This window comes from Streptomyces sp. NPDC028368, assembly GCF_055565615.1.
The window spans coordinates 106,218-131,465 of sequence record NZ_JBVHTY010000020.1 but is presented as its reverse complement, the minus strand read 5'-3'; the positions used below and the strand labels follow the sequence as shown (position 1 = coordinate 131,465).

Here is a 25,248-nt window from a genome sequence, read left to right as displayed (position 1 = left end):
GCGGTACTGCCCGTGTACCGCTGGCGTACGGCCTACTTGTAGTCCATCGTGTCGCCGGCCGGGGGCAGCGTCACCGTGACCTTGGTGCCGTAGTGCGAGTAGTACACCGTCGAGTCGTACGGGCTCTTGCCCTGCAGCTGCTCGCGCTTCTTGACCAGCAGGTTGCCCGAGTCGACCCACAGGTCGATGGTCTCGGTCGTCGCGCCGGACTGCTTCAGCTGCTGCTCGAGCGCCTTGAGGTTCGCCTCGCTGACGTTCTTGGACTGCATACGGGTCAGCTCGCTCACCGACAGCGTGCCGGTGTAGTGGGTCGCCTGCACGCCGCGGACGTCCTCCTTGCCGACCGCCTTGACCTTGCCGGAGGCCACCAGGAGGTCCACCGACCTGCCCGGGTTGTTGTTCTGCATCATGTCCTTGAGCACGGCGCCCGACGGGCCCAGCTTCTTGGCCATGACGTCGTAGTCGTACTTGATCCAGGACTTGCCGCCCATCGGCACGCCCATGTTCATGTACATCGCGTCCGGGGTGTAGAGCGCCTTCGCGGGCTTGCCCGAGCCCATGGCCCCGGCACCCTTCGTCGTGATGTCCACGGTCATGTTCATGCCGTTGGACCAGTCCATCGCGCCCTTCATGGACTGCGTGACCGGACCGTTCTTGGTCGTGCCCTCGATCTCGGCGGACTTCTTGCCGTTCGTCTGCTCCGAGGCCGTCTTCAGCGAGGCCAGGGCGGCGTCCAGCGGAGACTTGCCCGCCGCGTCGCTCCCACCGCTGCTGCTGCCACTGCCGCTGCCGCTGCCGCTGCCGGCAGCCTTGCCACCGCCGTCGTTACAGGCGCTCAGACCGGCGACCATGATGACAACCCCCGCCGCGATGGCGGTGATACGAGTGCTACGCACTTGAGGCTCCCCCTTAGTTCTCCTCTACGGACCTCGGGGGCGACTGTAGTGCAGCGCACTGACAGGGAACGCGTCAGGCCCCGCTTTCCCTACGGAAAGCGGGGCCTGACGACAAGGATCACGCGCTACGAAGCGCCATCGTCCCGTCGGTCAAAAGGACCGGAGAGATCAGACGGCGTCGTCCTCGGCGAGGAGGTTGCGGGTGCGGTTGGCGTCCAGCGGGATGCCGGGGCCCATCGTGGTGGTGATGACCGCCTTCTTGATGTAGCGGCCCTTCGCGGCGGACGGCTTGAGACGGTTGATCTCCTCAAGCGCCGCGGCGTAGTTCTCCACCAGCTTGGTGTCGTCGAAGGACACCTTGCCGATGATGAAGTGGAGGTTCGCGTGCTTGTCCACGCGGAACTCGATCTTGCCGCCCTTGATGTCGGTGACAGCCTTGGCGACATCCGGGGTGACGGTGCCGGTCTTCGGGTTCGGCATCAGACCACGGGGACCGAGCACGCGGCCGAGGCGGCCGACCTTGCCCATGAGGTCCGGGGTGGCGACGACGGCGTCGAAGTCCAGACGGCCCTTGGAGACCTCGTCGATCAGTTCGTCCGAGCCGACGATGTCGGCGCCGGCGGCTTCCGCGGCCGCAGCACGGTCACCGGTCGCGAAGACCAGGACCCGGGCGGTCTTACCGGTGCCGTGCGGGAGGTTCACGGTGCCACGGACCATCTGGTCGGCCTTGCGCGGGTCGACACCCAGACGCATGGCAACCTCGACGGTCGCGTCGAACTTGGCGGCGGAGGTGTCCTTGGCGAGACGGACGGCCTCGAGCGGGGCGTACTGACGCTCCCGGTCGATCTTCGCGTCCGCGTTGCGAAGAGTCTTGCTGCGCTTCACTTCTGCTCCTGATGCAGTGGGGTGGAGTCGTGGTGCGGACCAGCGCCTGGTCCTGCCACGGGTTGCCTATAAGGGCTGGGATCAGCCCTCGACCGTGATGCCCATGGAACGGGCGGTGCCGGCGATGATCTTCGACGCGGCGTCCAGGTCGTTGGCGTTCAGGTCGGGCATCTTGGTGGTGGCGATCTCGCGGACCTGCGCCTCGGTGATCTTGGCGACCTTGGTCTTGTGCGGCTCGCCGGAGCCCTTCTCCACGCCCGCGGCCTTCAGGATGAGCTTCGCGGCCGGCGGGGTCTTGGTGATGAAGGTGAAGGAACGGTCCTCGTAGACCGTGATCTCCACCGGCACGACCATGCCACGCTGCGACTCGGTCGCGGCGTTGTAGGCCTTGCAGAACTCCATGATGTTGACGCCGTGCTGGCCCAGCGCGGGGCCGACCGGCGGAGCCGGGTTGGCCGCGCCGGCGCTGATCTGGAGCTTGATAAGCCCCGTGACCTTCTTCTTCTTGGGAGGCATGCTCTCTCCGGGTCCTAGTGAGAGGTGGTTCGCCCCGCAATCCGGTCATCCGGATGGAGGCATACCGCACAACGATAACGGGTATAGTCGCGCGGCCAAAAACCGAGCAGGTCAGACCGTCCCCCGCAAGCGGGAGGTGCCCCCAGTAGAGGCGCGGTCTGACCTGGTCGGTGGCTGGTGTTCCGGAAGAACTCAGTTCTTCTGGATCTGGTCGAAGCTGAGCTCGACCGGGGTCTCGCGGCCGAAGATCTCGACCAGGCCCTTGACCTTCTTCGAGTCGGCGTTGATCTCGTTGATCGTCGCCTGCAGCGTCGCGAACGGGCCGTCGGTGACGGTGACGGAGTCGCCCACCTCGAAGTCGAGCACCTGGACCTCGACCTTGCGGGACGGCGCCGGCCTGCCCTCGGCCGCGGCGGCCTCCTTGGCGGCCTTCTCCTCGGCCTCCGGGGCGAGCATCTTGACGATCTCGTCCAGCGTCAGCGGGTACGGGTCGTAGGCGTTGCCGACGAAGCCGGTAACACCCGGGGTGTTACGGACGACGCCCCAGGACTCGTTCGTCAGGTCCATGCGCACGAGCACGTAGCCAGGGAGCTTGTTCTGGCGGATGGTCTTGCGCTCGCCGTTCTTGATCTGAGCGACCTCTTCCTGCGGCACCTCGGCCTGGAAGATGTAGTCCTCGACGTTCAGCGAGACGGCGCGCTGCTCAAGGTTGGTCTTCACGCGGTTCTCGTAACCCGCGTAGGTGTGAATGACGTACCACTCACCGGGGAGACCACGCAGCTCGTCACGGAGAGCGGCCACCGGGTCGACCGGCTCCTGCTCCTCCTCGGGCTCGGCGACCTCGGCGTCGTCCTCGACGTGTACGGCGGCGGATTCCGCGGGCTCACCGGCGGCGTCGTCCTCGGCGTCGAGCTCGTCGACGTCATCGGCGCTCACAACGATGTCCGCAGCAGCCTCGTCATCAGCGATGGCCGCGGCGTCTTCCTCGACCTCAGCCGGGACGGCCTCGTCAACCTCGGCCTCTGCGGCCGCGGCGGGCTTGGCGGCGTCGTTCAGGTTCGGGTCAGACACGTGGCTGCTTCTTCCTTGCTTCAAGGGGTTGAACGTGCGAAAGGCCGCCCGCTGAAGGCACCCTCCGCGGGATCAGCCGAAGACGTACCCGACGACTCGGTTGATTCCCAAGTCAATCACGGTTACGAGACCGATGATGATGACGACGAAGACGATCACCACACTGGTGTACGTCGACAACTGGCTGCGCGATGGCCAGACGACCTTGCGGAGCTCCGCCACGACCTGGCGGTAGAAGAGCGCGAGACGCGCAAAGGGCCCCTTCTTGCCGCGCTTACCGCCGCGACGGGGCTTCTTCTGGGATTCTGCGGTCTCGTCCTCGGAACGACCGCGCTCAGGCATGTCGATGGAGCCCAGGGCGTCCGTCACTCGTCCTCACCTGAATCCGGGTCGTGGCCGTGCCGCGCCCGGTTGAGCCGCACGGCGGTGCATTTCATACGTACGCGTGCACGCACTTTTGGTGAGAAGTGCGTGTAGCAGGGCCGGAGGGACTTGAACCCCCAACCGCTGGTTTTGGAGACCAGTGCTCTACCAATTGAGCTACGACCCTTTGTGGTTCCCCCAACCTACCGCATACGACCGACTGCACTAAGTGCGTGGGTCGCGGCGGCTCGTTGAGGGCCAACGGTCAGCGAGTGTACGTGCTTCGGAGCCAGGCGTCGAACAGAAACCCCCCGAGCGGTGCCCGCAAACCCGTGTGCCGGGCTCCGTGGCGGTCTGCGACGATGCCTGTATGAGCGCTGCCACTCCTTCTGCATCGTCCCCCACCGAGCGCCGGGTCTCCGCCCGCATCGGTGCGATCTCCGAGTCCGCCACCCTCGCCGTCGACGCCAAGGCCAAGGCCCTCAAGGCCGCCGGGCGTCCGGTGATCGGCTTCGGCGCCGGTGAGCCCGACTTCCCCACGCCCGACTACATCGTCGAGGCGGCCGTCGAGGCCTGCCACAACCCGAAGTTCCACCGCTACACCCCGGCCGGCGGCCTCCCCGAGCTCAAGTCCGCGATCGTCGAGAAGACCCGCCGCGACTCGGGCTACGAGATCGAGGCCGCCAACGTCCTGGTCACCAACGGCGGCAAGCAGGCCATTTACGAGGCGTTCGCGGCCATCGTCGACCCGGGCGACGAGGTCATCATCCCGGCGCCGTTCTGGACCACCTACCCCGAGTCGATCCAGCTCGCGGGCGGTGTGCCGGTCCCTGTGGTCGCCGATGAGACGACCGGCTACCGCGTGACCGTCGAGCAGCTGGAGGCCGCTCGTACGGAGAACACCAAGGTGCTGGTGTTCGTCTCGCCGTCGAACCCGACCGGTGCCGTCTACCCCCGCGAGCAGGTCGAGGCGGTCGGCCGTTGGGCCGCCGAGCACGGCCTGTGGGTGCTGACCGACGAGATCTACGAGCACCTGGTCTACGGCGACGCGGAGTTCTCCTCGCTGCCGGTGGTCGTGCCCGAGCTGCGCGACAAGTGCATCGTCGTCAACGGCGTGGCGAAGACGTACGCGATGACCGGCTGGCGGGTGGGCTGGGCGATCGGCCCCAAGGACGTCATCAAGGCCGCCGCGAACCTCCAGTCGCACGCCACCTCCAACGTCTCCAACGTCGCGCAGGCCGCGGCGATCGCGGCGGTCTCCGGCGATCTCACGGCCGTGGAGGAGATGAAGGTCTCCTTCGACCGCCGCCGCCGCAAGATCGTGCAGATGCTCAACGAGATCGACGGCGTGCTCTGCCCCGAGCCCGAGGGCGCGTTCTACGCGTACCCGTCGGTGAAGGGGCTGCTGGGCAAGGAGATCCGCGGCAAGCGCCCGCAGACCAGCGTCGAGCTGGCCGAGCTGATCCTGGAGGAGGCCGAGGTCGCGGTCGTCCCGGGCGAGGCCTTCGGCACCCCCGGCTACCTGCGTCTTTCGTACGCGCTGGGCGACGAGGACCTGGTCGAGGGCGTCTCGCGTCTGCAGAAGCTGCTGGCCGAGGCCAAGTAGGCAGCCGGCTGATGAGCGGGGCCGGAACATGTTCCGGCCCCGCTCGCGCTTTCGGCAGACCCTTCGTTCGGGGTGAGGCCTACCCGCATGCCGCCCGCATACGGCAAGATCTGCGGATGGAGAGCGTGCGTGATCTGCGTCAATTGCCGAAGGCCCACCTGCACCTGCACTTCACCGGGTCGATGCGGGCCACGACCCTGCTGGAGCTCGCCGACAAATACGGCGTCCATCTGCCGGACGCGCTCAGGGGCGGCGAACCGCCCCGGCTGCGCGCCACCGACGAACGCGGCTGGTTCCGCTTCCAGCGCCTGTACGACATCGCCCGGTCGTGTCTGCGCTCGCCGGAGGACATCCAGCGGCTGGTGCGCGAGGCCGCCGAGGAGGACGTCCGGGACGGGTCGGGATGGCTGGAGATCCAGGTCGACCCGACCTCGTACGCGCCCCGGCTGGGCGGGCTGATCCCGGCGCTGGAGATCATCCTGGACGCGGTGCAGCGCGCCTCCCGCGACACCGGCCTGGGCATCCGCGTCCTGGTGGCCGCGAACCGCATGAAGCACCCGCTGGACGCCCGGACGCTCGCCCGGCTCGCGGTGCGCTATGCCGACCAGGGCGTCGTCGGCTTCGGCCTGTCCAATGACGAACGCCGGGGTTTCGCCCGGGACTTCGACCGGGCCTTCGCCATCGCCCGGGAGGGCGGCCTGCTGGCGGCGCCGCACGGCGGCGAGCTGTCCGGCCCGGCGAGTGTGCGGGACTGCCTGGACGATCTGCACGCGGGCCGGGTGGGGCACGGCGTACGGGCGGCGGAGGACCCCGCGTTGCTGCGGCGGCTGGCCGAGCGCGGGGTGACGTGCGAGGTGTGCCCGGCGTCGAATGTGGCGCTCGGGGTGTACGAGAAGCCGGAGGACGTGCCGCTGCGGGTGCTCTTCGATGCGGGGGTGCCGATGGCGCTGGGCGCGGACGATCCGCTGCTGTTCGGTGCGCGGCTGGCCGCCCAGTACGAGATCGCCCGGACCGCACACGGCTTCACGGACGCGGAACTGGCCGAGCTGGCCCGCCAGTCGGTCCGTGGCTCGCAGGCCCCGCAGGAAGAGCGGGAGCGGCTACTGACGGGCATCGACGCCTGGCTGACGGCGTAGGAGCCGTGAGCGTCCATGGGTGCTGGTAAGCGCCCGTGAGCGTCCATGGGTGCCGTAGGCGCCGTGAGCGCCCGCCTAGAGGCTGACGCCGACCGTCACCGGCTCGTTGACCAGGGTGACGCCGAAGGCCGCCTGCACGCCGTCACGGACCTCGCGGGCCAGCGCCAGAAGGTCCTCGGTGGTGGCCGTGCCGCGGTTGGTGAGGGCCAGGGTGTGCTTGGTGGAGATACGGGCCGGGCCGCTGCCGTAGCCCTTGGTGAAGCCGGCGCGGTCGATGAGCCAGGCGGCGGAGGTCTTCACCAGGCCGTCGCCGGCCGGGAACGCGGGCGGTGCGACGTCGGGGCCGAGGCGGCCGTGGACGCGCTCCAGGAAGGCGGCGTGCTCGGCCTCGGTGAGGATCGGGTTGGTGAAGAAGGAGCCGGCCGACCAGGTGTCGTGGTCCTCGGCGTCCAGCACCATGCCCTTGCCGGCGCGCAGTGCCAGCACGGTCTTGCGGGCGACGGCGGCCGGGACCCGCTCGCCCGCCTCGACGCCGAGGGCGCGGGCCGTCTCGGGGTACTTCAGGGGCGCGGAGAGGCCTCCGGCGTCCTCCAGGGCGAAGCGCACCCGCAGCACCACGAACCGGTCGGGGTGCTGCTTGAAGCGGCTGTGGCGGTAGGAGAAACCGCAGTCCTCGTTGGGGATCGTGACGGTCTCGCCCGCCCGGCGGTCATAGGCGACGACCTCGGTGATCGTGGCGGAGACCTCCTGGCCGTACGCGCCGACGTTCTGGATCGGCGTGGCACCGGCCGAACCGGGGATGCCGGCCAGGCACTCGATGCCGGCCAGCCCGGCCTCGACCGTGCGGGCGACCGCGTCGGACCAGTTCTCGCCCGCGGCCAGCTCCAGGGCCGTGCCCTGGAGCGCGAAGCCGGAGGTGGCGATGCGCAGGGCCGTGCCGTCGAAGCCCTTGTCGCCGATGACGAGGTTGCTGCCGCCGCCGATGATCAGCAGCGGGGTCCCGGCGTCGTCGGCCGCGCGGACGGCCGCGATCACCTCGTCGTCGGTGGTGGCCGTGACGAGACGGGTCGCCGGGCCGCCGAGGCGGAAGGTGGTCAGCGGGGCGAGGGGGGCGTCATGGAGTTCCTGCACGCGCCCAAGGGTACGGGGACGGTCCGGCAAAGCCCGGCCGGCCGCCCCCGCTCCTGCCATCAGGCCAGGCGGACCACGGCGCGGGACATGCCCAGCACCTTCTGGCCCGCGCTCCTCGCGGTGAGGTCGACGCGCACCGTACGGGCGTCGTCGTCCAGCTTTGCGGCCACCTTGGCGCTGACCTCGATCAGCGCGCCGGTCTCGTCGTTGGGGACGACGACGGGCTTGGTGAAGCGCACGCCGTACTCGGCGACCGCGCCCGGGTCGCCGGCCCAGTCGGTGACCACGCGGACCGCCTCGGCCATGGTGAACATGCCGTGTGCGATGACGTCCGGCAGCCCGACCTCCTTGGCGAACTTCTCGTTCCAGTGGATCGGGTTGAAGTCGCCGGAGGCGCCCGCGTACTGGACGAGTATGGCGCGGCTCACAGGGAACGACTGCGCCGGGAGTTCGGTGCCGACCTCGACCTCGTCATAGGAAATCTTGGCGGTCATCTCAGGCCTCCCGGGCGGCGCGGGCCACCAGCTTCGTGAGAGCGGTCACCACATGTTCGCCGGCCTCGTCGTGGACCTCGCCGCGGATGTCGATGATGTCGTTGCCCGCCATGGACTTGATGGCCTCGATGGTGGAGGTGACGGTCAGCCGGTCACCGCTGCGCACCGGCCGGGTGTACACGAACTTCTGGTCGCCGTGCACCACCCGGCTGAAATCCAGACCCAGTTGCGGGTCCTCGACGACCCGTCCCGCGGCCTTGAATGTGATGGCAAACACAAAAGTCGGCGGCGCGATCACATCGAGGTGCCCGAGCGCTTTGGCGGCTTCGGCATCCACGTATGCGGGGTTGGTGTCGCCGATCGCCTCGGCGAATTCGCGGATCTTTTCCCGTCCGACCTCGTACGGGTCGGTGGGCGGGTACGTGCGCCCCACAAAAGACTGGTCGAGCGCCATGGGCTCGCAACTCCCTGTACTGATGCGTCGATGGTGATAACGCCGCGAGGCCGCCCCCAAATTGGGGACGGCCTCACGAACGAGCCTGGGTTATCGCGTCTCGCGGTGCGCGGTGTGCGACTTGCAACGAGGGCAGTGCTTCTTCATCTCAAGACGGTCCGGGTCGTTACGCCGGTTCTTCTTGGTGATGTAGTTCCGCTCCTTGCACTCCACGCAGGCCAGCGTGATCTTCGGGCGGACGTCGGTGGCAGCCACGTGAGTGCTCCTTGGACGGACGGGTGGTCGGATTAACGCATAAAAGAGTAGCCGATCGGAGGACCGACCCCACAATCGGCTACTGTCAGTAGCGGTGACCGGACTTGAACCGGTGACACAGCGATTATGAGCCGCTTGCTCTACCGACTGAGCTACACCGCTGCGATGCGAGTGGAACCCGCCCGAAGGCGGGTGCCTCACACATCAGAGCCCCAATACGGAATCGAACCGTAGACCTTCTCCTTACCATGGAGACGCTCTGCCGACTGAGCTATTGGGGCGAGCGATGAAGACATTACACGGCCCGCAGCCAAAGGTGAAATCCGTATCCGGGCCGCGCACCAACCGCCCCGCACACCACACCGGTACGACTATTTCGCGCCTGCGCGAAGCTCTCCCGGCGGCCCCCTAGTCTCGGAACACCGCTGCGTGATCTTGCACGCCCGTGTGCCTTCGAGGAGCGCGATGTCCGACAGCAGTTCACCGCAGCAGCCACAGCCGGGGAAGCGGGGAAAGCCGAACAAGGGCCGGCAGGCCAGGTCGGACGCGGGCGCGTTGGTCCTGTGCGGCGCCCGGTTGGCCGACGGCCGGACGGTGGACGTACGACTCGGCGGCGGGCGCATCGAGGCCGTGGGGACGGCCGGCAGCCTCGCCCCGCAGGGATCCCGCGTCGACCTCGCCGGCTATCTGCTGCTCCCCGCCCCCGCCGAACCGCACGCGCACTGCGACACCGCACTGACCGCGGACTCCGAGGGCCCCGCGTCCGACTCCCCCGAGGACGTTCAACGGCGCACGACGGAGGCCGCGCTGCTGCAGCTGGGGCACGGCGCCACCGCCTCCCGCAGCCATGTCCGGATCGGCGACGTCCAAGGGCTGCGCTCGCTGCAGGCGGTGCTGCAGGCCCGCAGGTCGTTGCGGGGGCTCGCCGATCTGGCGGCGGTCGCGGTGCCACGGGTGCTGACCGGGGTGGCCGGTGCGGACGGGCTGGCGATGCTGCGGGACGCCGTCAAGATGGGCGCCTCGGTCATCGGCGGCTGCCCGGACCTCGATCCCGATCCGGCCGGGTATGTCGAGACGGTCCTGGACGTGGCGGGCGAGCACGGCTGCCCGGTGGATCTGCATACGGACGGTGACGATCCCGCCCGGCTGTCCCGCTTCGCGGCGATGGCCGGCGGGCTGCGCCCCGGGGTGGCACTCGGGCCGTGCGCCGGGATGGCCCGGATGCCGCGCAGCGTGGCGGCCAGGGTCGCCGAACAGCTCGCCGCCGCCGATGTCGCCGTCGTCTGCCTGCCGCAGGGGGACTGCACGGGCCTGGAGCGCCACGGCTCGCGGGTGTCCCGGCCGGCCCCGGTACGGCTGCTGCGCGCCGCCGGAGTGCGGGTCGCGGCGGGCAGCGGGGCGCTGCGGGATGTGGCGAACCCGGTGGGGCGCGGCGACCCTCTGGAGGCCGCGTATCTGCTGGCGTCCCTCGGGGAGGCCACGCCCGAAGCCGCGTACGAGACGGTGAGCGCGGCGGCGCGGGCGACGCTGGGCCTGCCGGAGGTGCGGGTCGAGGCGGGCTTTCCGGCGGAGCTGCTGGCCGTACGGGGTGAGCGGATCGCCGGGGTGCTCTCGCTCGCGTACAGCCGCGTCGTGGTGCACCGGGGCCGGGTGGTCGCGCGGACAAGTGCGGTGCGCGAGTACTGCGACTCGGCGGTGGAAGTGGCGCTGGATCTGCCGCGCCAGTCGCAGCGTTGACGCACTGAGGCGCCCACCGCCGGGTCCCGCGGTGTGCGGGGGCACTTCGGCGTACGGTCGGGTTCATGCGCATTGTCATCGCAGGTGGACATGGTCAGATCGCGCTGCGGCTGGAGCGTTTGCTCGCCGGGCGCGGGGACGAGGTCGCGGGCATCATCCGCCGGCCGGAACAGGCCGGCGACGTGCTGGCCGCGGGCGGCGAACCGGTGGTCTGCGATCTGGAGTCGGCGACGGTGGAGGATGTGGCACGCCATCTGCAGGACGCGGATGCGGCCGTCTTCGCGGCGGGCGCGGGGCCGGGCAGCGGCGCCACGCGCAAGGACACCGTGGACCGCGGCGCGGCGTCACTCTTCGCGGACGCGGCCGAGGCGGCGGGCGTACGCCGCTTCCTCGTCGTCTCCTCGATGGGCGCGGACCGTGAGCCGCCGGAGGGCACCGACCCGGTCTTCGCGGCGTATCTGCGGGCCAAGGGCGCCGCGGACGCGGACGTACGGGCCCGCGCCGGCCTCGACTGGACGATCCTGCGGCCGGGCGGGCTGACGAACGACCCCGGAACCGGCCTGGTGACGCTCGCCGATGCGACCGGCCGCGGCCAGGTGTCCCGCGACGATGTGGCCGCCGTCCTGGCGGAGCTGCTCATCCAACCGGCCACCGCGGGGCGGACGTTGGAGCTGATCAGCGGGGATGTGCCGGTGGCGGAGGCGGTGCGGAACGTGGCGGCGCACTGACGGCGGAGCGCTCCGGGGCCCGGGTGCGCTGCGGTGGATCGGGGCCCGTCGCTACTTGTTGATGAGGTCGCCGAAGTCCCGGCCGGCGAACGTGAAGCAGTACCGCTGCCACGTGCCCTTGCGGCCGGGACTCTGCGTCGGCACCGCGCAGACCGTGACGTGGAAGGTCCGGCCGAGCGGCAGCCAGGAGGTGCTCCGGTCGCGGGGGCGGTGGTGGCGGCTTGGCCGTGCTGCTGGTACGCGGTGCGCCACTGCTGAAGACGGCTGTGGAAGTCGACAAGCCCCGGAAGCAGCCCCCCCCGGCGGCCCCCATCAGCGCGAATATCCACAGACCCACGGACACCCCCGGCCGTCATCGCGTTGCACGAAGTATCCGCCGCATGCAACCGCCCATCAGAATGTCAGGCGTGGAGCCCAGGCGTCAGCGGGCTGCGGCGTACGATCTCGCCTCCTGCGGCCTGAGCCACGTCGTCCACAGTCCGTGAGGTTCCGGGCATACGAAAGGGGCCCGGATCGTATTGCTACGATCCGGGCCCCTTTACACCTGTGGCGGCGCCAGGATTCGAACCTGGGAAGGCGAAGCCGGCAGATTTACAGTCTGCTCCCTTTGGCCGCTCGGGCACACCGCCAGGGTTTGCTGCCGGGAGATCCGCTGTGGGGCGGTGCTCTGTGGCAACGACGTAAACCATACCCGATGGCTGGGGGTGGTTCGCCACCCGATTCCGAAGCGCTGGATCTTGGACGGGTGGCTAGGCTTGGCTGGCGGTCCGGGATGGGCCGTACCCCTGACGGATCTACGTACGAGGAGCCAACTCAACATGGCCGACTCCAGTTTCGACATCGTCTCGAAGGTCGAGCGGCAGGAGGTCGACAACGCCCTCAACCAGGCCGCCAAGGAGATCTCGCAGCGCTACGACTTCAAGGGCGTGGGTGCTTCGATCGAGTGGTCGGGCGAGAAGATCGAGATGCGGGCCAACGCCGAGGAGCGCGTGAAGGCCGTACTCGACATCTTCCAGTCCAAGCTGGTCAAGCGCGGGATCTCGCTGAAGGCGCTGGACGCCGGCGAGCCGCAGGCCTCGGGCAAGGAGTACAAGATCTTCGCCTCGATCGAGGAGGGGATCTCGCAGGACAACGCCAAGAAGGTCGCCAAGATCATCCGCGATGAGGGCCCGAAGGGCGTCAAGGCGCAGGTGCAGGGCGATGAGCTGCGGGTCAGCTCGAAGAGCCGGGATGACCTGCAGGCGGTGCAACAGCTGCTGAAGGGCAAGGACCTGGACTTCGCCGTTCAGTTTGTGAACTACCGGTAGGGATCCGGTTTTCGGGTGCCCGTGGATGGGGCGACACGCTTCGGCGTGCCGCCCCACCGGTGTTCCCGGGGAAGGTTCCGGGCCTCCCTGCGGGACTTGACCTCAATTTTGGTTGAGGTTGCAGGGTGATGCCATGACATCACAGCAGAGCACGCACCGGCCGAGCACGCACCGTGAGTTCCTGACGGACGCGTTCCCCGAGATCCGGCGGCCGGATGTCGGCGCCGTACTGATCAGTGAGTGGGACGCGGGCGGCCCCGAGGGCCAACGGGCCGTCGTGGAGGGCGTGGCTCGCGCCTGGGCACGGACCCCGCTGCCGGCGGGCTTTCTCTCGCGGGTGCTGTTCACCGGGACGGACGGCTCGAGCGTCCTCAATTACGCGCAGTGGACCAGCGATGCGGCGCACCAGGAGTTCGTACGGACCGAGGACACCGGGCTGCGCGAGCGGATCGCGGCGGCCCTGGACAGCGTCGGGGACGTCGGCAATACGGGGCCGGGCCGCTTCCGGCTGTACCGCAGCCTGCTGGCCGAGGGAGTGCCGGGCACGCCGGGCTGCGTCGTACGGGTCGCCTTCCGGACGTCGGGGCACGACGCGGCCCGGCGGCTCGTCGACGGCCTGATGGACATGTTCGACGGCCGCCAGGGCGGCGACGGCGCGTTCGGCTCCCACTTCCACATCAGCGAGGACGGGCGCCAGGTCGTCAATTACAGCGAGTGGACGCGCGCGGAGGCCCATCAGCGCCAGGTCGAGGCCGCACTGCAGGGCGACGGGGCGGTGATGGGCTTCATCGCGAGCCTGGAGGGCGTGCAGCCGCTGGGGTTCAAGCGGTTCGTGGGACCTCGCGGGCTCGTACGGCGGTGAGGGCGGCCGGGGCCGTCAGCGGGTGGCGAACGGCTGGTCGGTGGGGACGATCTCGCGGCCGAGGGGCATCAGGGAGATCGGGATCATCTTGAAGTTGGCGATGCCCAGGGGGATGCCGATGATCGTCACGCACTGGGCGATGCCGGTGACGATGTGGCCCAGGGCCAGCCACCAGCCCGCGAAGACGATCCAGATGATGTTGGCGATCGCCGATCCGGCGCCGGCGTCGCGCCGTTCGACCGTGGTGCGGCCGAACGGCCACAGGGCGTAGCCCGCGATGCGGAAGGAGGCGATGCCGAAGGGGATGGTGATGATCAGGACGCAGCAGATGATGCCCGCGATGACATAGCCGATCGCCAGCCAGAAGCCGCTCAGGACGAGCCAGATGACGTTGAGGATGAGCTTCATGATCGGCAGCCTTCCACGGCACTCGAAAGTGCGCTCGAGAATGTGTCTGCCCTGATAGACGCACGGAGTGTGCCGAAACGTTGCGCGGGATCGGCACCCGTCAGGGGCGGTGGCCCGCCATCTCTTCGAGGCGGGTGATGCGTTCGCACATCGGGGGGTGGGTGGAGAACAGCTTGGACAGTCCCTCGCCCGGCCGGAATGGGTTGGCGATCATCATGTGACTGGCGGTCTCGATCCGCGGCTCGGGCGGGAGCGGCAGCTGCTGGGTGCCCACTTCCAGCTTACGCAGGGCCGAGGCGAGGGCCAGCGGGTCGCCGGTGAGCTGGGCCCCGGAGGCGTCCGCCTGGTACTCGCGGGAGCGGCTGACGGCCAGCTGGATGAGCGAGGCCGCCACCGGGCCGAGGATCATGATCAGCAGTATGCCCAGAAGGCCGGGGCCCTCGTCGTCCTCCGACCGTCCTATGGGGATCAGCCAGGCGAAGTTGACGAGGAACATCACGACGGAGGCCAGCGCGCCCGCGACGGAGGAGATGAGGATGTCGCGGTTGTAGACGTGGCTGAGCTCATGGCCGATGACGCCGCGCAGTTCGCGTTCGTCGAGGAGCTGGAGGATGCCGTCGGTGCAGCAGACGGCGGCGTTGCGGGGGTTGCGGCCGGTGGCAAAGGCGTTGGGGGCCTGGGTCGGGGAGATGTACAGGCGCGGCATGGGCCGGCGGGCGGCCGTCGAGAGCTCGCGGACCATGCGGTAGAGCTGCGGGGCCTCGAATTCGCTGACGGGGCGGGCGCGCATGGCCCTGAGGGCGAGTTTGTCGCTGTTCCAGTACGCGTAGGCGTTGGTGCCCAGGGCGACGAGAACGGCGATGATCAGGCCCGTACGGCCGAAAAGGCTGCCGATGACGATGATGAGCGCGGACAGTCCTCCGAGGAGTACAGCGGTCCTTAGCCCGTTGTGCCGGCGGTGCACGGTACGCCCTCCAAGCGGTGCGGCAGGGGAACCCTGTGCTGCGTTTCTCCACTCTCCAGTGGACCCTTACTCACTGGTCAACGCGAGATGGCGAGGGCTGGTTCCCCGGTGCACGCGCGGCGGCGCCGGGCGGGGTACGGGAGGGCGCCCGGTGGGGCCTTACGGCCGTACGGGGTGCGGCGAGGCCTCGGAGGACGCCTGGACCCCCGTACGACCGGAGATACGGCCGTGGATACGGCCGGCGATACGGCTAGAGGAGCGCCCCGGAGGCGAAGCGCAGGACGAGCTGGGGGGCGCCGGAGAGGGCGATGCCCAGGGCCGTGGCGAGGGCGATGGCGGTGGTGAGGGCGGCCGGGATCCTGGCGTGCGGCACGGGCCGGCCCGCGGGCGTGGCCTCGGTGGACTCGGTGGCCTCGGCGCCCCGGAAGAGGATCGCGGTCCACTGGAGGTAGTAGTAGAGCGCGATCACGACATTGATGGCCATGACGACGGCGAGCCAGGCCAGGCCCGCGTCGACCGCCGCGGAGAACACCGTCACCTTGGCGAAGAGGCCGATGATGCCCGGCGGCAGACCCGCGAGGCAGAGCAGGAAGAAGCCGAGGGCGAGCGCCGCCAGGGGACGCCGGGCGTACAGGCCCCGGTAGTCGGTGATGCGGTTGGCGGGGCTGGTACGGGCCACCAGGGCGGCGATGGCGAAGGCGCCGAGGTTCACCGCGCCGTACATCAGGGCGTAGGCGACGGTGGAGCCGATGGCGTGCGCCGGGTTGTCGCTGTAGCCGGCCGCCGCGATGGGGACCAGGAGGTAGCCGGCCTGGCCGACCGAGGACCAGGCGAGCAGGCGTACGGCGCTGTGCGCGCGGCGCGGGTCCTGGCGGAGCGCGGCGACATTGCCGACGGTCATGGTGAGCGCGGCCAGGACGGCCAGCGCCGGGCCCCAGACGTTCGCGTACGAGGGGAAGCCCTGGACCGTGACGAGGATCAGGCCGGAGAAGCCGACGGCCTTGCCGATCACGGAGAGGTACGCGGCGATCGGCAGCGGCGCGCCGACGTAGGTGTCGGGCACCCAGAAGTGGAACGGGACGGCCGCGGTCTTGAAGGCGAAGCCGACCAGGGTGAGCGCGACGCCCACGGTGGCAAGTGTCGCGAGCCGGGGGTCGGGCAGGTCGGTGAGGGTGTGCGCCACCCGGGAGAGGTGCAGGCTTCCGGTGGCGGCGTACAGGAAGCTCACGCCGAGCAGCATCACGGCGGTAGCGGCCACCGAGGAGAGGAAGAACTTGAGCGCCGCCTCGGAGGAGAGCCGGTCGCCGCGTCGCAGCCCGACCAGCGCGAAGGCGGGCAGCGAGGCCACTTCGAGGGCGATGACCAAGGTGGCGAGGTCCCGGGAGGCGGGCAGCAGGGCGGCGCCGGCCGCCGAGGAGAGCAGCAGGAACCAGTACTCGCCGGTGGGCAGGTCGTGGTCCTTGATGGTGTCGATGGACAGCAGGGCGGTCAGCAGCGCCCCGGCCAGCACCAGGAACTGGATGACGAGGGCGAACGGATCGGCCACGTAACTGCAGACGTCCGGGTGACCGGTGAGGCAGAAGGTGCGGCGGTCGCCGTTCAGGAGGGGGAGCAGGGAGAGGGCGGCCAGCGCGAGGCCGGCGGTCGCCACCCAGCCGAGCAGCGGCTTCCTGGTGGCGGGCAGGAAGAGGTCGGCGACGAGCACCACCAGGGCGACGGCCGCGGCGATGGTGGGCGGCGCGACGGCGAGCCAGTCGACGGACTGGACCAGAGAGGTGACCGAGCTCATCACTTACCGCCTCCGAGGAGCTGCTGGACGGCCGGGTTCGTGAGGCCGAGGAGGGCCGCGGGCCACAGTCCGGCGAGGACGGTGAGAACGGCGAGGGGGGTCCAGGCCGCGTATTCATGGCGCGCGATGTCGGGGATGACGGGCACGGGCGTTTCCATGGACACCGGCTCTTCGCCGGGTGCCGCCTCGGCGACCAGGTGGCCGCCCATGCAGATGCGGCGGACGACGAGCAGCAGGTAGGCGGCGGTCAGCAGGGTGCCGAGGCCGGCCAGGACCATGAAGGTCAGGAAGGCGGGGCGGCTGAGGCCCGCGGCGGGGCGGAAGGCGCCGAACATCGCGAGCATCTCGCCCCAGAAGCCGGCGAGTCCGGGGATGCCGAGCGAGGCGACGGCCGCGAAGGCGAGGAGTCCGCCGAAGCGGGGGGCCTTGCCGTACAGGGCGGCGCCGGTGCTGCCCGCGAGGGTGTCGAGGTCGGTGCTGCCGGTGCGGTCCTTGAGGGCGCCGACCAGGAAGAACAGCAGGCCGGTGATCAGGCCGTGGGCGATGTTGGCGAACAGCGCGCCGTTGACGCCGGTGGGGGTCATGCTCGCGATGCCGAGCAGGACGAATCCCATGTGGCCGACGGAGCTGTACGCGATCAGCCGCTTGAGGTCGCCCTTGGCGCCCTTGCGGACGAGGGCGAGGCAGGCGAGGGATCCGTAGATGATGCCGATGGCGGCGAACGCGGCGAGGTACGGCGCGAAGGTGTGCATGCCTTCGGGCGTGATCGGCAGCGCGATGCGGACGAACCCGTACGTGCCCATCTTCAGCAGGACGCCGGCCAGCAGCACGGAGCCGACGGTGGGGGCCGCGGTGTGCGCGTCCGGCAGCCAGCTGTGCAGCGGCCACATCGGGGCCTTGACGGCCAGTCCGATGCCGATGGCGAGCACCGCCAGAAGCTGAACTGTATGGCTGAGCTGGGCTTTCGGACCGTTGTCAGTGGCCAGTGCGACCATGTCGAACGTGCCGGATTTCACGCCGATGAGGAGGAGGCCGAGCAGCATCACGACCGAGCCGAGCAGCGTGTAGAGGATGAACTTCCAGGCCGCCGCCTGCTTCCCGGCGCCGCCCCAGCGGGCGATGAGGAAGTACATCGGGATGAGGACCATCTCGAAGGCGAGGAAGAACAGCATCAGGTCGAGGACGGCGAAGGCGGCGAGGGTGCCTGCCTCAAGGGTGAGCAGCAGGGCCACAAATGCCTTGGGTGACGGGCCCGTTGGCATCTTGAAGTAGCTGTAGAGCGCGCAGAGGAAGGTCAGCAGCGCGGTCAGGACGACAAGGGGGAGCGAGATGCCGTCGACGCCGAGATGGATGCGGATGTCGAGCGCCGGGATCCAGCTGATGTCGGTGGTGGCCTGCATACGGGCCGGGTGGTCGTGGTCGAAGCCGATGGCCAGCGCGAGGGCGGCGGCGAGGACGACGCCGGTGACGGTCACGCCGTGGCGCAGTACGGCCTGGTCGGGGTTGCGGCCGCGGAGGCCGGGCGGGGCGGGGAGCAGGGCGGCGGCCGCGCCCAGAAGGGGGAGCACGATGAGCGCCGCGAGGAGGAATTGCAGAGCGGTGGGGTTCACGGGTCAGGCCCTCCTCAGGGTTTCGGCTCCGGCGAGCTCGGCCGCGAGGAGTGTGGGTCGGCGGTGCGGGGCGCGTGCCCCGGGCGTGTACGGCATCGGTCAGGCTCCCGTGCCCGTAGCGACGAGGACAGCGGCGACGGCCAGGACGAGCGAGCCCGCGAGCAGCGCGCCGAGGTAGGTCTGCACGTTGCCGGTCTGGGCGCGGCGGACGGCGGCGCCCAGCCAGCGGGGGGCGGCGCCCGCACCGCGCACGTAGGTGTCGACGACCTCGCGGTCGAGGAAGCGGACGAGCGTGGCGGCGGCGCGTACGGGCCGGACGAACAGCGCGGAGTAGACGGCGTCGAGATGGAAGCCAACGGCCGCGTGGCGGTGGAGCGGGCCGAGGAGAACCCGGCCGGGGTCGGCCGGGTCCGGGGCGCCGGCGACGTCACCGTAGGCGGGGGCGTGGCTCTCGATGGCCAGCTCCTCGGCGAGGGCGGGCGTGGCGTCCGGGGCGACGGCGACCGCGCCGAGGGGGACGCGGGCCGCGAGGGCGCTGGTGTGGCGCCAGGTCGCGTAGGTGACCAGGCCGCCGACGAGAGCGACGCCGGTGCCCAGGACGGAGGTGGTGAGCTCGGGGGTGAGCGAGCGCCCGTCGAACCAGTCGGGCAGATAGGGGCCCGCCAGGCCGAGCGCGACGGTGGGGAGGAACAGGACCCACAGCATGGCGTTCATGACGATGGGCTGGGGGCCGTGGTCGGGGACCTCGGTGCCCTTGCCCTTGAAGGCGAGCAGCCACAGGCGGGTGGCGTAGCTCGCGGTGAGGAGAGCGGTGAGCAGTCCGGAGATCAGTACGGTCCAGCCGGCCGCGCCGGGAATACCGTGCGCGTCACCGGTGGCGGCGTGCTCGGCGGCGCCCAGGACGGCTTCCTTGGAGAAGAAGCCGGCGAACGGCGGGATCGCGGCGAGCGCGAGCAGCGCGACGGTGACGGTCCAGTAGGCGTCCGGGATGCGCCGGGCCAGGCCGCTCATCCGGGACATGGCGGCCAGCGAGTTCGTCCCCGCGGCGTGGATGATCACGCCCGCGCCGAGGAAGAGCAGGGCCTTGAACGCGCCGTGCGTAAGGAGGTGGAAGACGGCGGCACCGCGGTCGCCGACGGCCAGCGCGCCGGTCATGTAGCCGAGCTGACCGACCGTCGAATAGGCCAGTACGCGCTTGATGTCGTCCTGGGCGAGCGCGGCCAGACCGGAGCCGACCATGGTGATCGCGGCCATGACGGCGAGCACGACCAGCGCGGCCGCGGAGGCGGCGAAGACGGGGAGGAGCCGGGCCACGACATAGACACCGGCGGCCACCATCGTCGCGGCGTGGATGAGCGCCGAGACGGGCGTCGGGCCGGCCATCGCGTCCGGGAGCCAGGTGTGCAGCGGGAACTGCGCGGACTTGCCCGCGACGCCGGCCAGCAGCAGCAGCGCGATCAGCGTCGGGTGGTCCAGTCCCCCGGCGGCGACGTGGCCGAGGATGCCGGTGATCCGGAACGTACCGGCGTCGGCGGCCAGCGCGAAGATGCCGAAGAGGAAGGGGACATCACCGAGCTTGGTGACGAGGAAGGCCTTGAGGGAGGCGGCGCGGGCGGCCTCGGTCTCCCAGTAGTGGCCGACGAGGAAATACGAGCAGATGCCCATGACTTCCCAGCCGACCAGCAGCACCATCAGGTCGCCGGTGTAGACGACGAGCAGCATCGCGGAGGTGAAGAGCGAGACCAGCGCGGCGTAGGAGGGGTAGCGCGGATCGTCGCGCAGATAGCCGGTGGAGTAGATCTGCACACAGGTCGCCACGACGCCGACCAGGACGGCGATCAGCGCGGCGAAGCCGTCGATGTGCAGGGCCAGGTCGATGGGGATCGAGCCGGTCGGGGTGAGCTGGGTGGCGACGTCGGTGGCCGGTCCGCCGCCTTGCTCGACGGCGACGCTGATGGCGAGCGCCGCCGCGGCGAGCGTCGGCAGGACGGCCAGCGGGCGGACGAAGCCGGGCGTGCGGCGTCCGAGGAGGAGGCCTGCGATGGCTCCGAGGAAGGGCAGGAGGGGGACGAGGACGGCGGTGGTCGTGAGCGTCACGCGGGGGCCTCCGCCTTGGTGTCCGGCTGTGGCTGCCCGTCGGGGCCCGCACCGTCCGGCCGCTCCGCGAGGTCACGGAGCCGGTCGATGTCGGAGCTGCCGCGGTTGCGGTACACGAGCAGCACGATCGCCAGGCCGATGCCGATCTCGGCGGCGGCGACGGCGATGGTGAAAAGGGTCAGCGCCTGGCCGGCGTGCAGGGTGTCGCGCAGCCAGACGTCGAAGGCGACGAGGTTGAGGTTGACGGCGTTGAGCATCAGCTCGACGGACATCAGCACCAGGATCGCGTTGCGGCGGGCGAGCACGCCGTACAGACCGGTGCAGAAGAGGAGGACGGCGAGGACGGCCGGATAGGCGAGATGCATCAGCGCTGGTCCTCTCGCGGGCCGGCGGCGGAGCCGGCGCGTACGGCGGACACGGCACCCTTGGCGCCCGCCTCACCGGTCCGCCGGGACAGCACGATCGCCCCGACGAGCGCGGCGAGCAGCAGTACGGACAGCGCCTCGAAGGGCAGCACCCAGTACTGGAAGAGGCTGCGCCCGGAGGCCTCGGTGGAGCCCTGTGCGGCGCCGTCGAAAGTGATCCAGGTGGCCCGGAACGCATCCACGACGACCCAGACCAGCGCGCCGGCCGCGGCGACGGCCACCACGAGCGCGGCCCAGCGGTTGCCGGAATCGGCGTCCGGGGAACGGCCGATGGGCGCCTTGGTGAGCATCAGCCCGAAGAGCAGGAGGACGACCACGGAACCGACGTAGATCAGCACCTGCACCCAGGCGATGAACTCGGCGGTCAGCAGGAGGTACTCGACGGCGATCCCGCCGAGGGCGACGACCAGCCAGAGGGCGGCGTGCACCAGCTGCTTGGTGGTGACGGTGATGACGGCCGCGCCGAGGGTCGCGATGCCGACCAGGAGGAAGGCGATCTCGACACCGGTGGGTGAGAGGAAGCCGTGGCTTGCGGCGGTGGCGGCGAGCGTCACGTTCCCTCCTCCTTGGTGTCCTGGGCCTGGTCCTGGGCCGCGGCCTCGGCCGCCTGCTGGGCCTCGGCCGCCTGCTGGGCGGCGAGCTTGTCCGCGGTCTTGCGGGCGGCGGCGATCTCCTTGGGCTCCTCGGCCGCCGGGTCGAGCGCGGGCGGCTCGGGGACCGTCCACATCCACTCGCGGAGCCTGTCGCGCTCATGCGTCAGCTCGCGGATGTCCGTCTCGGCGTACTCGAATTCCGGCGACCAGAAGAGCGCATCGAACGGGCAGACCTCGATGCAGATGCCGCAGTACATGCACAGCGCGAAGTCGATCGCGAAGCGGTCCAGCACATTACGGCTGCGCTCGCGCCCACCGGGGGCGGCGGGCGGCACCGTCTCCTTGTGGGAGTCGATGTAGATGCACCAGTCCGGGCACTCGCGGGCGCACAGCATGCAGACCGTGCAGTTCTCCTCGAACAGCCCGATGACGCCGCGGGTGCGCGGTGCGAGGTCGGGCTGGACGTCCGGGTACTGCGCGGTGACGGACTTCCGCGTCATCGTGCGCAGGGTGACGGCCAGGCCCTTGGCGAGGCCGGCTCCGGGGAACGAACGAGGCCGCCCGGAGGGCGTCGTTGAGGGGTGGTGGTCGGGCGACGGGAGGGACATCAGGAGATCACCACCTTGATGACGCCGGTGAGGGCGATCTGGGCGAGAGCGAGCGGGATGAGGCCCGTCCAGGCGAGCTTTTGGAGCTGGTCCTCGCGCAGCCGGGGGTAGGTGACCCGCAGCCAGATGACGCCGAAGGCGAGGATCGCGGTCTTCAGCAGCGTCCACAGCCAGCCGAGGCCGTCGAGGCCGAACGGGCCGTGCCAGCCGCCGAGGAAAAGGACGGAGGTCAGCGCGCAGAGCACGACGATGCCCGCGTACTCGGCCAGGAGGAAGAGCGCGAAGCGCAGCCCGGTGTACTCGGTGTACGCGCCGAAGATGATCTCCGAGTCGGCGACCGGCATATCGAACGGCGGCCGCTGCAGCTCGGCGAGCCCCGCGGTGAAGAAGACGACTCCGCCGATGAGCTGCCAGGGCACCCACCACCAGTGGAAGGCGTCCAGGATGCCCGGCAGGGAGAGCGTGCCGGCCGCCATCGCGACCGATGCGGCGGCGAGCAGCATCGGCAGCTCGTACGCCAGCAGCTGCGCGGCCGTGCGCAGACCGCCGAGCAGCGAGAACTTGTTGGCCGACGCCCAGCCCGCCATCAGGGAGCCGAGCACCCCGACGCCCATGACGGCGAGCACGAAGAAGATGCCGGCGTCGACGACCTGCCCGACGGCGTTGTGCGGGCCGATCGGTATGGCGACCAGGACCAGGAGGTACGGGAGCAGGGCGACGGCCGGCGCGAGCTGGAAGATCCGCCGGTCGGCGCCCGCCGGGACGACGTCCTCCTTCTGCGCGAACTTGACGCCGTCCGCGACCAGCTGCGCCCAGCCGTGGAAGCCGCCGGCGTACATGGGGCCGAGGCGGCCCTGCATATGGGCCATGACCTTGTGCTCGGTCTGCCCGACGACCAGGGGGAAGACCAGGAAGACGACGAAGACGGCGATGAGGCGGAGGGCGATCGAGAGGGTGTCGCTCATGGGGTTTCGCCTCCTGCCGGGTCTTGGGGGTCGTCCTGTTTCGGCTGCGGTCCGGGGGCGGGCTCCGGGGCGGGCTCGGGCTTCGGCTCGGGCTTCGGGGCCGGTTCGGCCGTCGGCTCCGGCTCCGCCTTCTTTTCCGGGCTCTTTTCCGCCTCGTCGAAGGCCGGGCGGGCGTGGTGCCAGGGGGCGTCGGAGGAGCGCGCGGCCGCCTCCTTCGCCGGCGCCGGCGGGGTCTCCTGGGGCGCGGCCGCCTCCGCCGCCTGCTGACTCGCCGACCCCGCACTCGCCGAACGGGTACGCCGCGCCGGGCGCTCGGAGCGCTCCGGCCGCTCGGCAGGCGCTGCGGCAGCCGGGGCCTCGGCGGCCTCCCCCGCCTGCTGGCTCGCCGACCCGGCACCCGCCGTCCGCGCACGCCGCACCGGGCGCTCGCCCGCGGCGGCATCCGCCGCCCGCGCGCCGCCCGCCGCCCGCGCACCCCGCGCAGGACGCGCGGGCGCAGGCGGCAGCTGGCCCTTCAGCGGACCCCAGTCGTTCGGGTCGGGAACGCCCGGCGGCAGCATCTGACGCCGCTTGGGCCCGCCGTGCTCGGACTCCCCCGGCTCCTTCGCGCCCGGCCACGCCTTGGCGACCCGCGCCGCGAGCACAAAGTCCTTGCGCAGCGGGTGGCCCTCGAAGGTGTCCGGCAGGAGCAGCGGTACGAGGTGCGGATGGCCGGTGAAGTCGACGCCGAACATCTCGTGGGTCTCGCGTTCGTGCCAGCCCGCGCCCGCGTACACACCCACGGCGGTGGGCAGCGCGGCCGCGTCGTGCGGCACGGTCGTACGGACGATCAGCCGGTGGACGGTCCCCCGCTGCGCCACATCCGCGAGGTGCGCGCAGATCCGGAAGCCGGTGCCGGGCTCGTCGACGGCGCTCAGCCAGTCGAAATAGGTGCAGCCGAGGTCGTCGCGGGCGGCCGTCAGGGCGGTGAGCCAGCCGTCCGCCGGGACGTCGACCGTCAGCAGGTCATAGGCCAGCTCCGCGGTGGCGCCGGTACCGAAGATCTCGCTCGCGGGCCGCGGCAGCCAGCCGACGACCGGCTCGGCGACCGGCTCGGCCGCGGCCTCAACGGGCTGCTCCGGCTGCTCAGGCGCCTGCTCAACCGGCTGCTCGGGCTGCTGCTGCTCGCTCATCGGGACTCCCCGCCCGCAGTCTTCGGCGCGGGCGGCGGCACCAGGCCGCTGCGCAGCGCGGCCGCCGAGGGCCGGGCACCGCCCTGCTGGTACCGCTCCGCCAGCGACTCGCGGGCGATCTTCTCCTGAAGCTTGAGGATGCCCTGCAGCAGCGCCTCGGGCCGCGGCGGGCAGCCCGGTACGTACACATCCACCGGGATGATCTGGTCGACGCCCTTGGTGACGGAGTACGAGTCCCAGTAGGGGCCGCCGCAGTTCGAGCAGGCCCCGAAGGAGATGACGTACTTCGGCTCGGGCATCTGCTCGTAGAGCCGCTTGACCGCGGGCGCCATCTTGTCGGTGACCGTGCCGGAGACGACCATCAGGTCGGCCTGGCGGGGGCCGGGCGCGAACGGGATCACGCCGAGCCGGATGAAGTCGTGCCGGGCCATGGACGCGGCGATGAACTCGATGGCACAGCAGGCCAGGCCGAAGTTGAAGACCCACAGGCTGTAGCGGCGGCCCCAGTTGAGGACCACCTTCATCGGTTCGGGCGCGAGCCGGGCCAGCGTGCCCAGACGCCGGGGCTCGGGCAGGTACTGGGGGGCGGCGCCTTCGGAGGGGGCTGCGGTTCCGTTGGCGGCGGGGGTCACGTCCATTCCAGGACGCCCTTCTTCCATGCGTAGAGCAGGCCGACGGCGAGGAAGCCGAGGAAGATGAACATCTCCACCAGCGTCACGCCGCCGAAACCGGGGGCGGCGAAGATCGTCGCCCAGGGGAACAGGAAGATCGAGTCGACGGCGAAGACGACGTAGAGGAAGGCGTAGACGTAGTAGCGGACCTGGGTGTGCGCCCATCCCTCGCCGACCGGGTCGACGCCGCACTCGTACGTCAGCAGCTTCTCGGGAGTCGGCACCACAGGCCGCAGCAACCGCCCGGCTCCGAAGGCCACGGCCACGAAGAGCACGCCGATCACGGCGATGAGCCCTACAACCGAGTATCCCTGGAAATAGTCCCCGGCGATGGTGGTGCGTACGGTCGCGTCCGGCACGTCCGCCCCTCGCTCCCTGACTGCGCTTGTTCAACGACTTCGACGATCTGTACGGACCGGAGTCTAGGCCCTGCCCTGGCCGCGCCCCGCAACCGCGTCGTCGCGGACGGTGGGCTTGTCCCCACTTCGCCCTACCTGGGTGGCCG

27 protein-coding genes and 4 tRNA genes are annotated in these 25,248 nt (G+C 70.4%); 6 read left to right on the top strand and 25 right to left on the bottom strand.

What is annotated here, in order from left to right; genetic code table 11:
• Positions 1–32 precede the first annotated feature (32 nt).
• From ACZ4S3_RS34740 to ACZ4S3_RS34715, 6 genes are all read right to left on the bottom strand, one after another.
• A complete protein-coding gene (locus tag ACZ4S3_RS34740; RefSeq protein ID WP_467941796.1) occupies positions 33–896 on the bottom strand; it encodes an SCO4651 family lipoprotein in 864 nt (287 codons plus the stop codon).
• Between the two features lie 168 nt (positions 897–1,064).
• Entirely contained in the window at positions 1,065–1,781 is a 717-nt protein-coding gene (rplA, locus tag ACZ4S3_RS34735) for a 50S ribosomal protein L1 (protein ID WP_467941794.1), read from the bottom strand.
• An 81-nt stretch (positions 1,782–1,862) separates the two neighbouring features.
• A complete protein-coding gene (gene rplK, locus ACZ4S3_RS34730; RefSeq protein WP_127151674.1) occupies positions 1,863–2,297 on the bottom strand; it encodes a 50S ribosomal protein L11 in 435 nt (144 codons plus the stop codon).
• Between the two features lie 192 nt (positions 2,298–2,489).
• On the bottom strand, positions 2,490–3,368 hold the full coding sequence (nusG, locus tag ACZ4S3_RS34725; RefSeq protein ID WP_467941792.1) for a transcription termination/antitermination protein NusG: 879 nt from the start codon (positions 3,366–3,368) through the stop codon (positions 2,490–2,492).
• A 72-nt stretch (positions 3,369–3,440) separates the two neighbouring features.
• Complete coding sequence (gene secE, locus ACZ4S3_RS34720) at positions 3,441–3,737, bottom strand: preprotein translocase subunit SecE (protein WP_128507231.1); 297 nt, start codon at positions 3,735–3,737, stop codon at positions 3,441–3,443.
• Positions 3,738–3,845: 108 nt separating this feature from the next.
• A tRNA-Trp gene (locus ACZ4S3_RS34715) sits at positions 3,846–3,918 on the bottom strand.
• Positions 3,919–4,101: 183 nt separating this feature from the next.
• Between ACZ4S3_RS34715 and ACZ4S3_RS34710 the strand changes: the two genes are divergently transcribed.
• Together ACZ4S3_RS34710 and ACZ4S3_RS34705 are read left to right on the top strand one after the other, a co-directional pair.
• On the top strand, positions 4,102–5,337 hold the full coding sequence (locus ACZ4S3_RS34710; protein ID WP_467941789.1) for a pyridoxal phosphate-dependent aminotransferase: 1,236 nt from the start codon (positions 4,102–4,104) through the stop codon (positions 5,335–5,337).
• A gap of 116 nt (positions 5,338–5,453) precedes the next feature.
• The gene (locus tag ACZ4S3_RS34705) at positions 5,454–6,473 is read left to right on the top strand and encodes an adenosine deaminase (protein WP_467941787.1); all 1,020 of its coding nucleotides are present in this window, start codon (positions 5,454–5,456) and stop codon (positions 6,471–6,473) included.
• Positions 6,474–6,548: 75 nt separating this feature from the next.
• Here the strand turns inward: ACZ4S3_RS34705 and ACZ4S3_RS34700 are convergent, their stop codons facing one another.
• From ACZ4S3_RS34700 to ACZ4S3_RS34675, 6 genes are all read right to left on the bottom strand, one after another.
• Positions 6,549–7,604 (bottom strand): UDP-N-acetylmuramate dehydrogenase, encoded by a 1,056-nt coding sequence (locus ACZ4S3_RS34700; protein WP_467941785.1) that lies wholly within the window; start codon positions 7,602–7,604, stop codon positions 6,549–6,551.
• Positions 7,605–7,663: 59 nt separating this feature from the next.
• Entirely contained in the window at positions 7,664–8,098 is a 435-nt protein-coding gene (locus ACZ4S3_RS34695) for a MaoC family dehydratase (protein WP_467941783.1), read from the bottom strand.
• Position 8,099: 1 nt separating this feature from the next.
• Positions 8,100–8,552, bottom strand: a complete 453-nt coding sequence (locus ACZ4S3_RS34690; RefSeq protein ID WP_467941781.1) for an FAS1-like dehydratase domain-containing protein — start codon at positions 8,550–8,552, stop codon at positions 8,100–8,102.
• Positions 8,553–8,642: 90 nt separating this feature from the next.
• Positions 8,643–8,807 carry a 50S ribosomal protein L33 gene (gene rpmG, locus ACZ4S3_RS34685; protein ID WP_030986111.1) on the bottom strand — a complete coding sequence of 55 codons (165 nt, stop codon included), beginning with the start codon at positions 8,805–8,807 and terminating at the stop codon, positions 8,643–8,645.
• Between the two features lie 89 nt (positions 8,808–8,896).
• Positions 8,897–8,969, bottom strand: a tRNA-Met gene (locus ACZ4S3_RS34680).
• Positions 8,970–9,015: 46 nt separating this feature from the next.
• Positions 9,016–9,088 (bottom strand) — tRNA-Thr (locus ACZ4S3_RS34675).
• 184 nt (positions 9,089–9,272) lie between these two features.
• Between ACZ4S3_RS34675 and ACZ4S3_RS34670 the strand changes: the two genes are divergently transcribed.
• A complete protein-coding gene (locus tag ACZ4S3_RS34670) occupies positions 9,273–10,544 on the top strand; it encodes an amidohydrolase family protein (protein WP_467941779.1) in 1,272 nt (423 codons plus the stop codon).
• A 65-nt stretch (positions 10,545–10,609) separates the two neighbouring features.
• Complete coding sequence (locus ACZ4S3_RS34665) at positions 10,610–11,272, top strand: NAD(P)H-binding protein (protein ID WP_467941777.1); 663 nt, start codon at positions 10,610–10,612, stop codon at positions 11,270–11,272.
• Between the two features lie 547 nt (positions 11,273–11,819).
• On the opposite strand, the gene ACZ4S3_RS34660 is transcribed toward ACZ4S3_RS34665, so the two are convergent.
• Positions 11,820–11,901, bottom strand: a tRNA-Tyr gene (locus ACZ4S3_RS34660).
• Between the two features lie 189 nt (positions 11,902–12,090).
• Here ACZ4S3_RS34660 and ACZ4S3_RS34655 point away from each other — a divergent pair.
• The gene (locus ACZ4S3_RS34655) at positions 12,091–12,579 is read left to right on the top strand and encodes a YajQ family cyclic di-GMP-binding protein (RefSeq protein WP_467941775.1); all 489 of its coding nucleotides are present in this window, start codon (positions 12,091–12,093) and stop codon (positions 12,577–12,579) included.
• Positions 12,580–12,712: 133 nt separating this feature from the next.
• Complete coding sequence (locus tag ACZ4S3_RS34650) at positions 12,713–13,441, top strand: antibiotic biosynthesis monooxygenase (protein WP_467941773.1); 729 nt, start codon at positions 12,713–12,715, stop codon at positions 13,439–13,441.
• 15 nt (positions 13,442–13,456) lie between these two features.
• On the opposite strand, the gene ACZ4S3_RS34645 is transcribed toward ACZ4S3_RS34650, so the two are convergent.
• From ACZ4S3_RS34645 to ACZ4S3_RS34590, 12 genes are all read right to left on the bottom strand, one after another.
• Complete coding sequence (locus ACZ4S3_RS34645; protein ID WP_467941771.1) at positions 13,457–13,849, bottom strand: YccF domain-containing protein; 393 nt, start codon at positions 13,847–13,849, stop codon at positions 13,457–13,459.
• Between the two features lie 100 nt (positions 13,850–13,949).
• The gene (gene htpX, locus ACZ4S3_RS34640) at positions 13,950–14,813 is read right to left on the bottom strand and encodes a zinc metalloprotease HtpX (RefSeq protein WP_467941769.1); all 864 of its coding nucleotides are present in this window, start codon (positions 14,811–14,813) and stop codon (positions 13,950–13,952) included.
• A 250-nt stretch (positions 14,814–15,063) separates the two neighbouring features.
• Entirely contained in the window at positions 15,064–16,602 is a 1,539-nt protein-coding gene (locus tag ACZ4S3_RS34635) for an NADH-quinone oxidoreductase subunit N (RefSeq protein WP_467941767.1), read from the bottom strand.
• Positions 16,602–18,197 carry a complex I subunit 4 family protein gene (locus ACZ4S3_RS34630; RefSeq protein WP_467941847.1) on the bottom strand — a complete coding sequence of 532 codons (1,596 nt, stop codon included), beginning with the start codon at positions 18,195–18,197 and terminating at the stop codon, positions 16,602–16,604. The genes ACZ4S3_RS34635 and ACZ4S3_RS34630 overlap by 1 nt, the downstream gene beginning before the upstream one ends.
• Positions 18,198–18,311: 114 nt before the next feature.
• Positions 18,312–20,309 carry an NADH-quinone oxidoreductase subunit 5 family protein gene (locus ACZ4S3_RS34625; RefSeq protein WP_467941765.1) on the bottom strand — a complete coding sequence of 666 codons (1,998 nt, stop codon included), beginning with the start codon at positions 20,307–20,309 and terminating at the stop codon, positions 18,312–18,314.
• Entirely contained in the window at positions 20,306–20,674 is a 369-nt protein-coding gene (gene nuoK, locus ACZ4S3_RS34620; protein WP_467941763.1) for an NADH-quinone oxidoreductase subunit NuoK, read from the bottom strand. The genes ACZ4S3_RS34625 and nuoK overlap by 4 nt, the downstream gene beginning before the upstream one ends.
• Positions 20,674–21,288, bottom strand: a complete 615-nt coding sequence (locus ACZ4S3_RS34615) for an NADH-quinone oxidoreductase subunit J family protein (RefSeq protein ID WP_467941761.1) — start codon at positions 21,286–21,288, stop codon at positions 20,674–20,676. Before ACZ4S3_RS34615 ends, nuoK begins: the two co-directional genes overlap by 1 nt.
• Positions 21,285–21,827 carry a 4Fe-4S binding protein gene (locus ACZ4S3_RS34610; protein ID WP_467941846.1) on the bottom strand — a complete coding sequence of 181 codons (543 nt, stop codon included), beginning with the start codon at positions 21,825–21,827 and terminating at the stop codon, positions 21,285–21,287. Before ACZ4S3_RS34610 ends, ACZ4S3_RS34615 begins: the two co-directional genes overlap by 4 nt.
• 107 nt (positions 21,828–21,934) lie before the next feature.
• Complete coding sequence (locus ACZ4S3_RS34605; protein WP_467941759.1) at positions 21,935–22,900, bottom strand: complex I subunit 1/NuoH family protein; 966 nt, start codon at positions 22,898–22,900, stop codon at positions 21,935–21,937.
• Positions 22,897–24,072, bottom strand: a complete 1,176-nt coding sequence (locus ACZ4S3_RS34600; RefSeq protein WP_467941757.1) for an NADH-quinone oxidoreductase subunit C — start codon at positions 24,070–24,072, stop codon at positions 22,897–22,899. Before ACZ4S3_RS34600 ends, ACZ4S3_RS34605 begins: the two co-directional genes overlap by 4 nt.
• Entirely contained in the window at positions 24,069–24,710 is a 642-nt protein-coding gene (locus ACZ4S3_RS34595; protein WP_467941755.1) for an NADH-quinone oxidoreductase subunit B, read from the bottom strand. Before ACZ4S3_RS34595 ends, ACZ4S3_RS34600 begins: the two co-directional genes overlap by 4 nt.
• Positions 24,701–25,102: an NADH-quinone oxidoreductase subunit A gene (locus ACZ4S3_RS34590; protein ID WP_467941753.1), complete on the bottom strand. Its 402-nt coding sequence runs from the start codon at positions 25,100–25,102 to the stop codon at positions 24,701–24,703. Before ACZ4S3_RS34590 ends, ACZ4S3_RS34595 begins: the two co-directional genes overlap by 10 nt.
• Positions 25,103–25,248 lie beyond the last annotated feature (146 nt).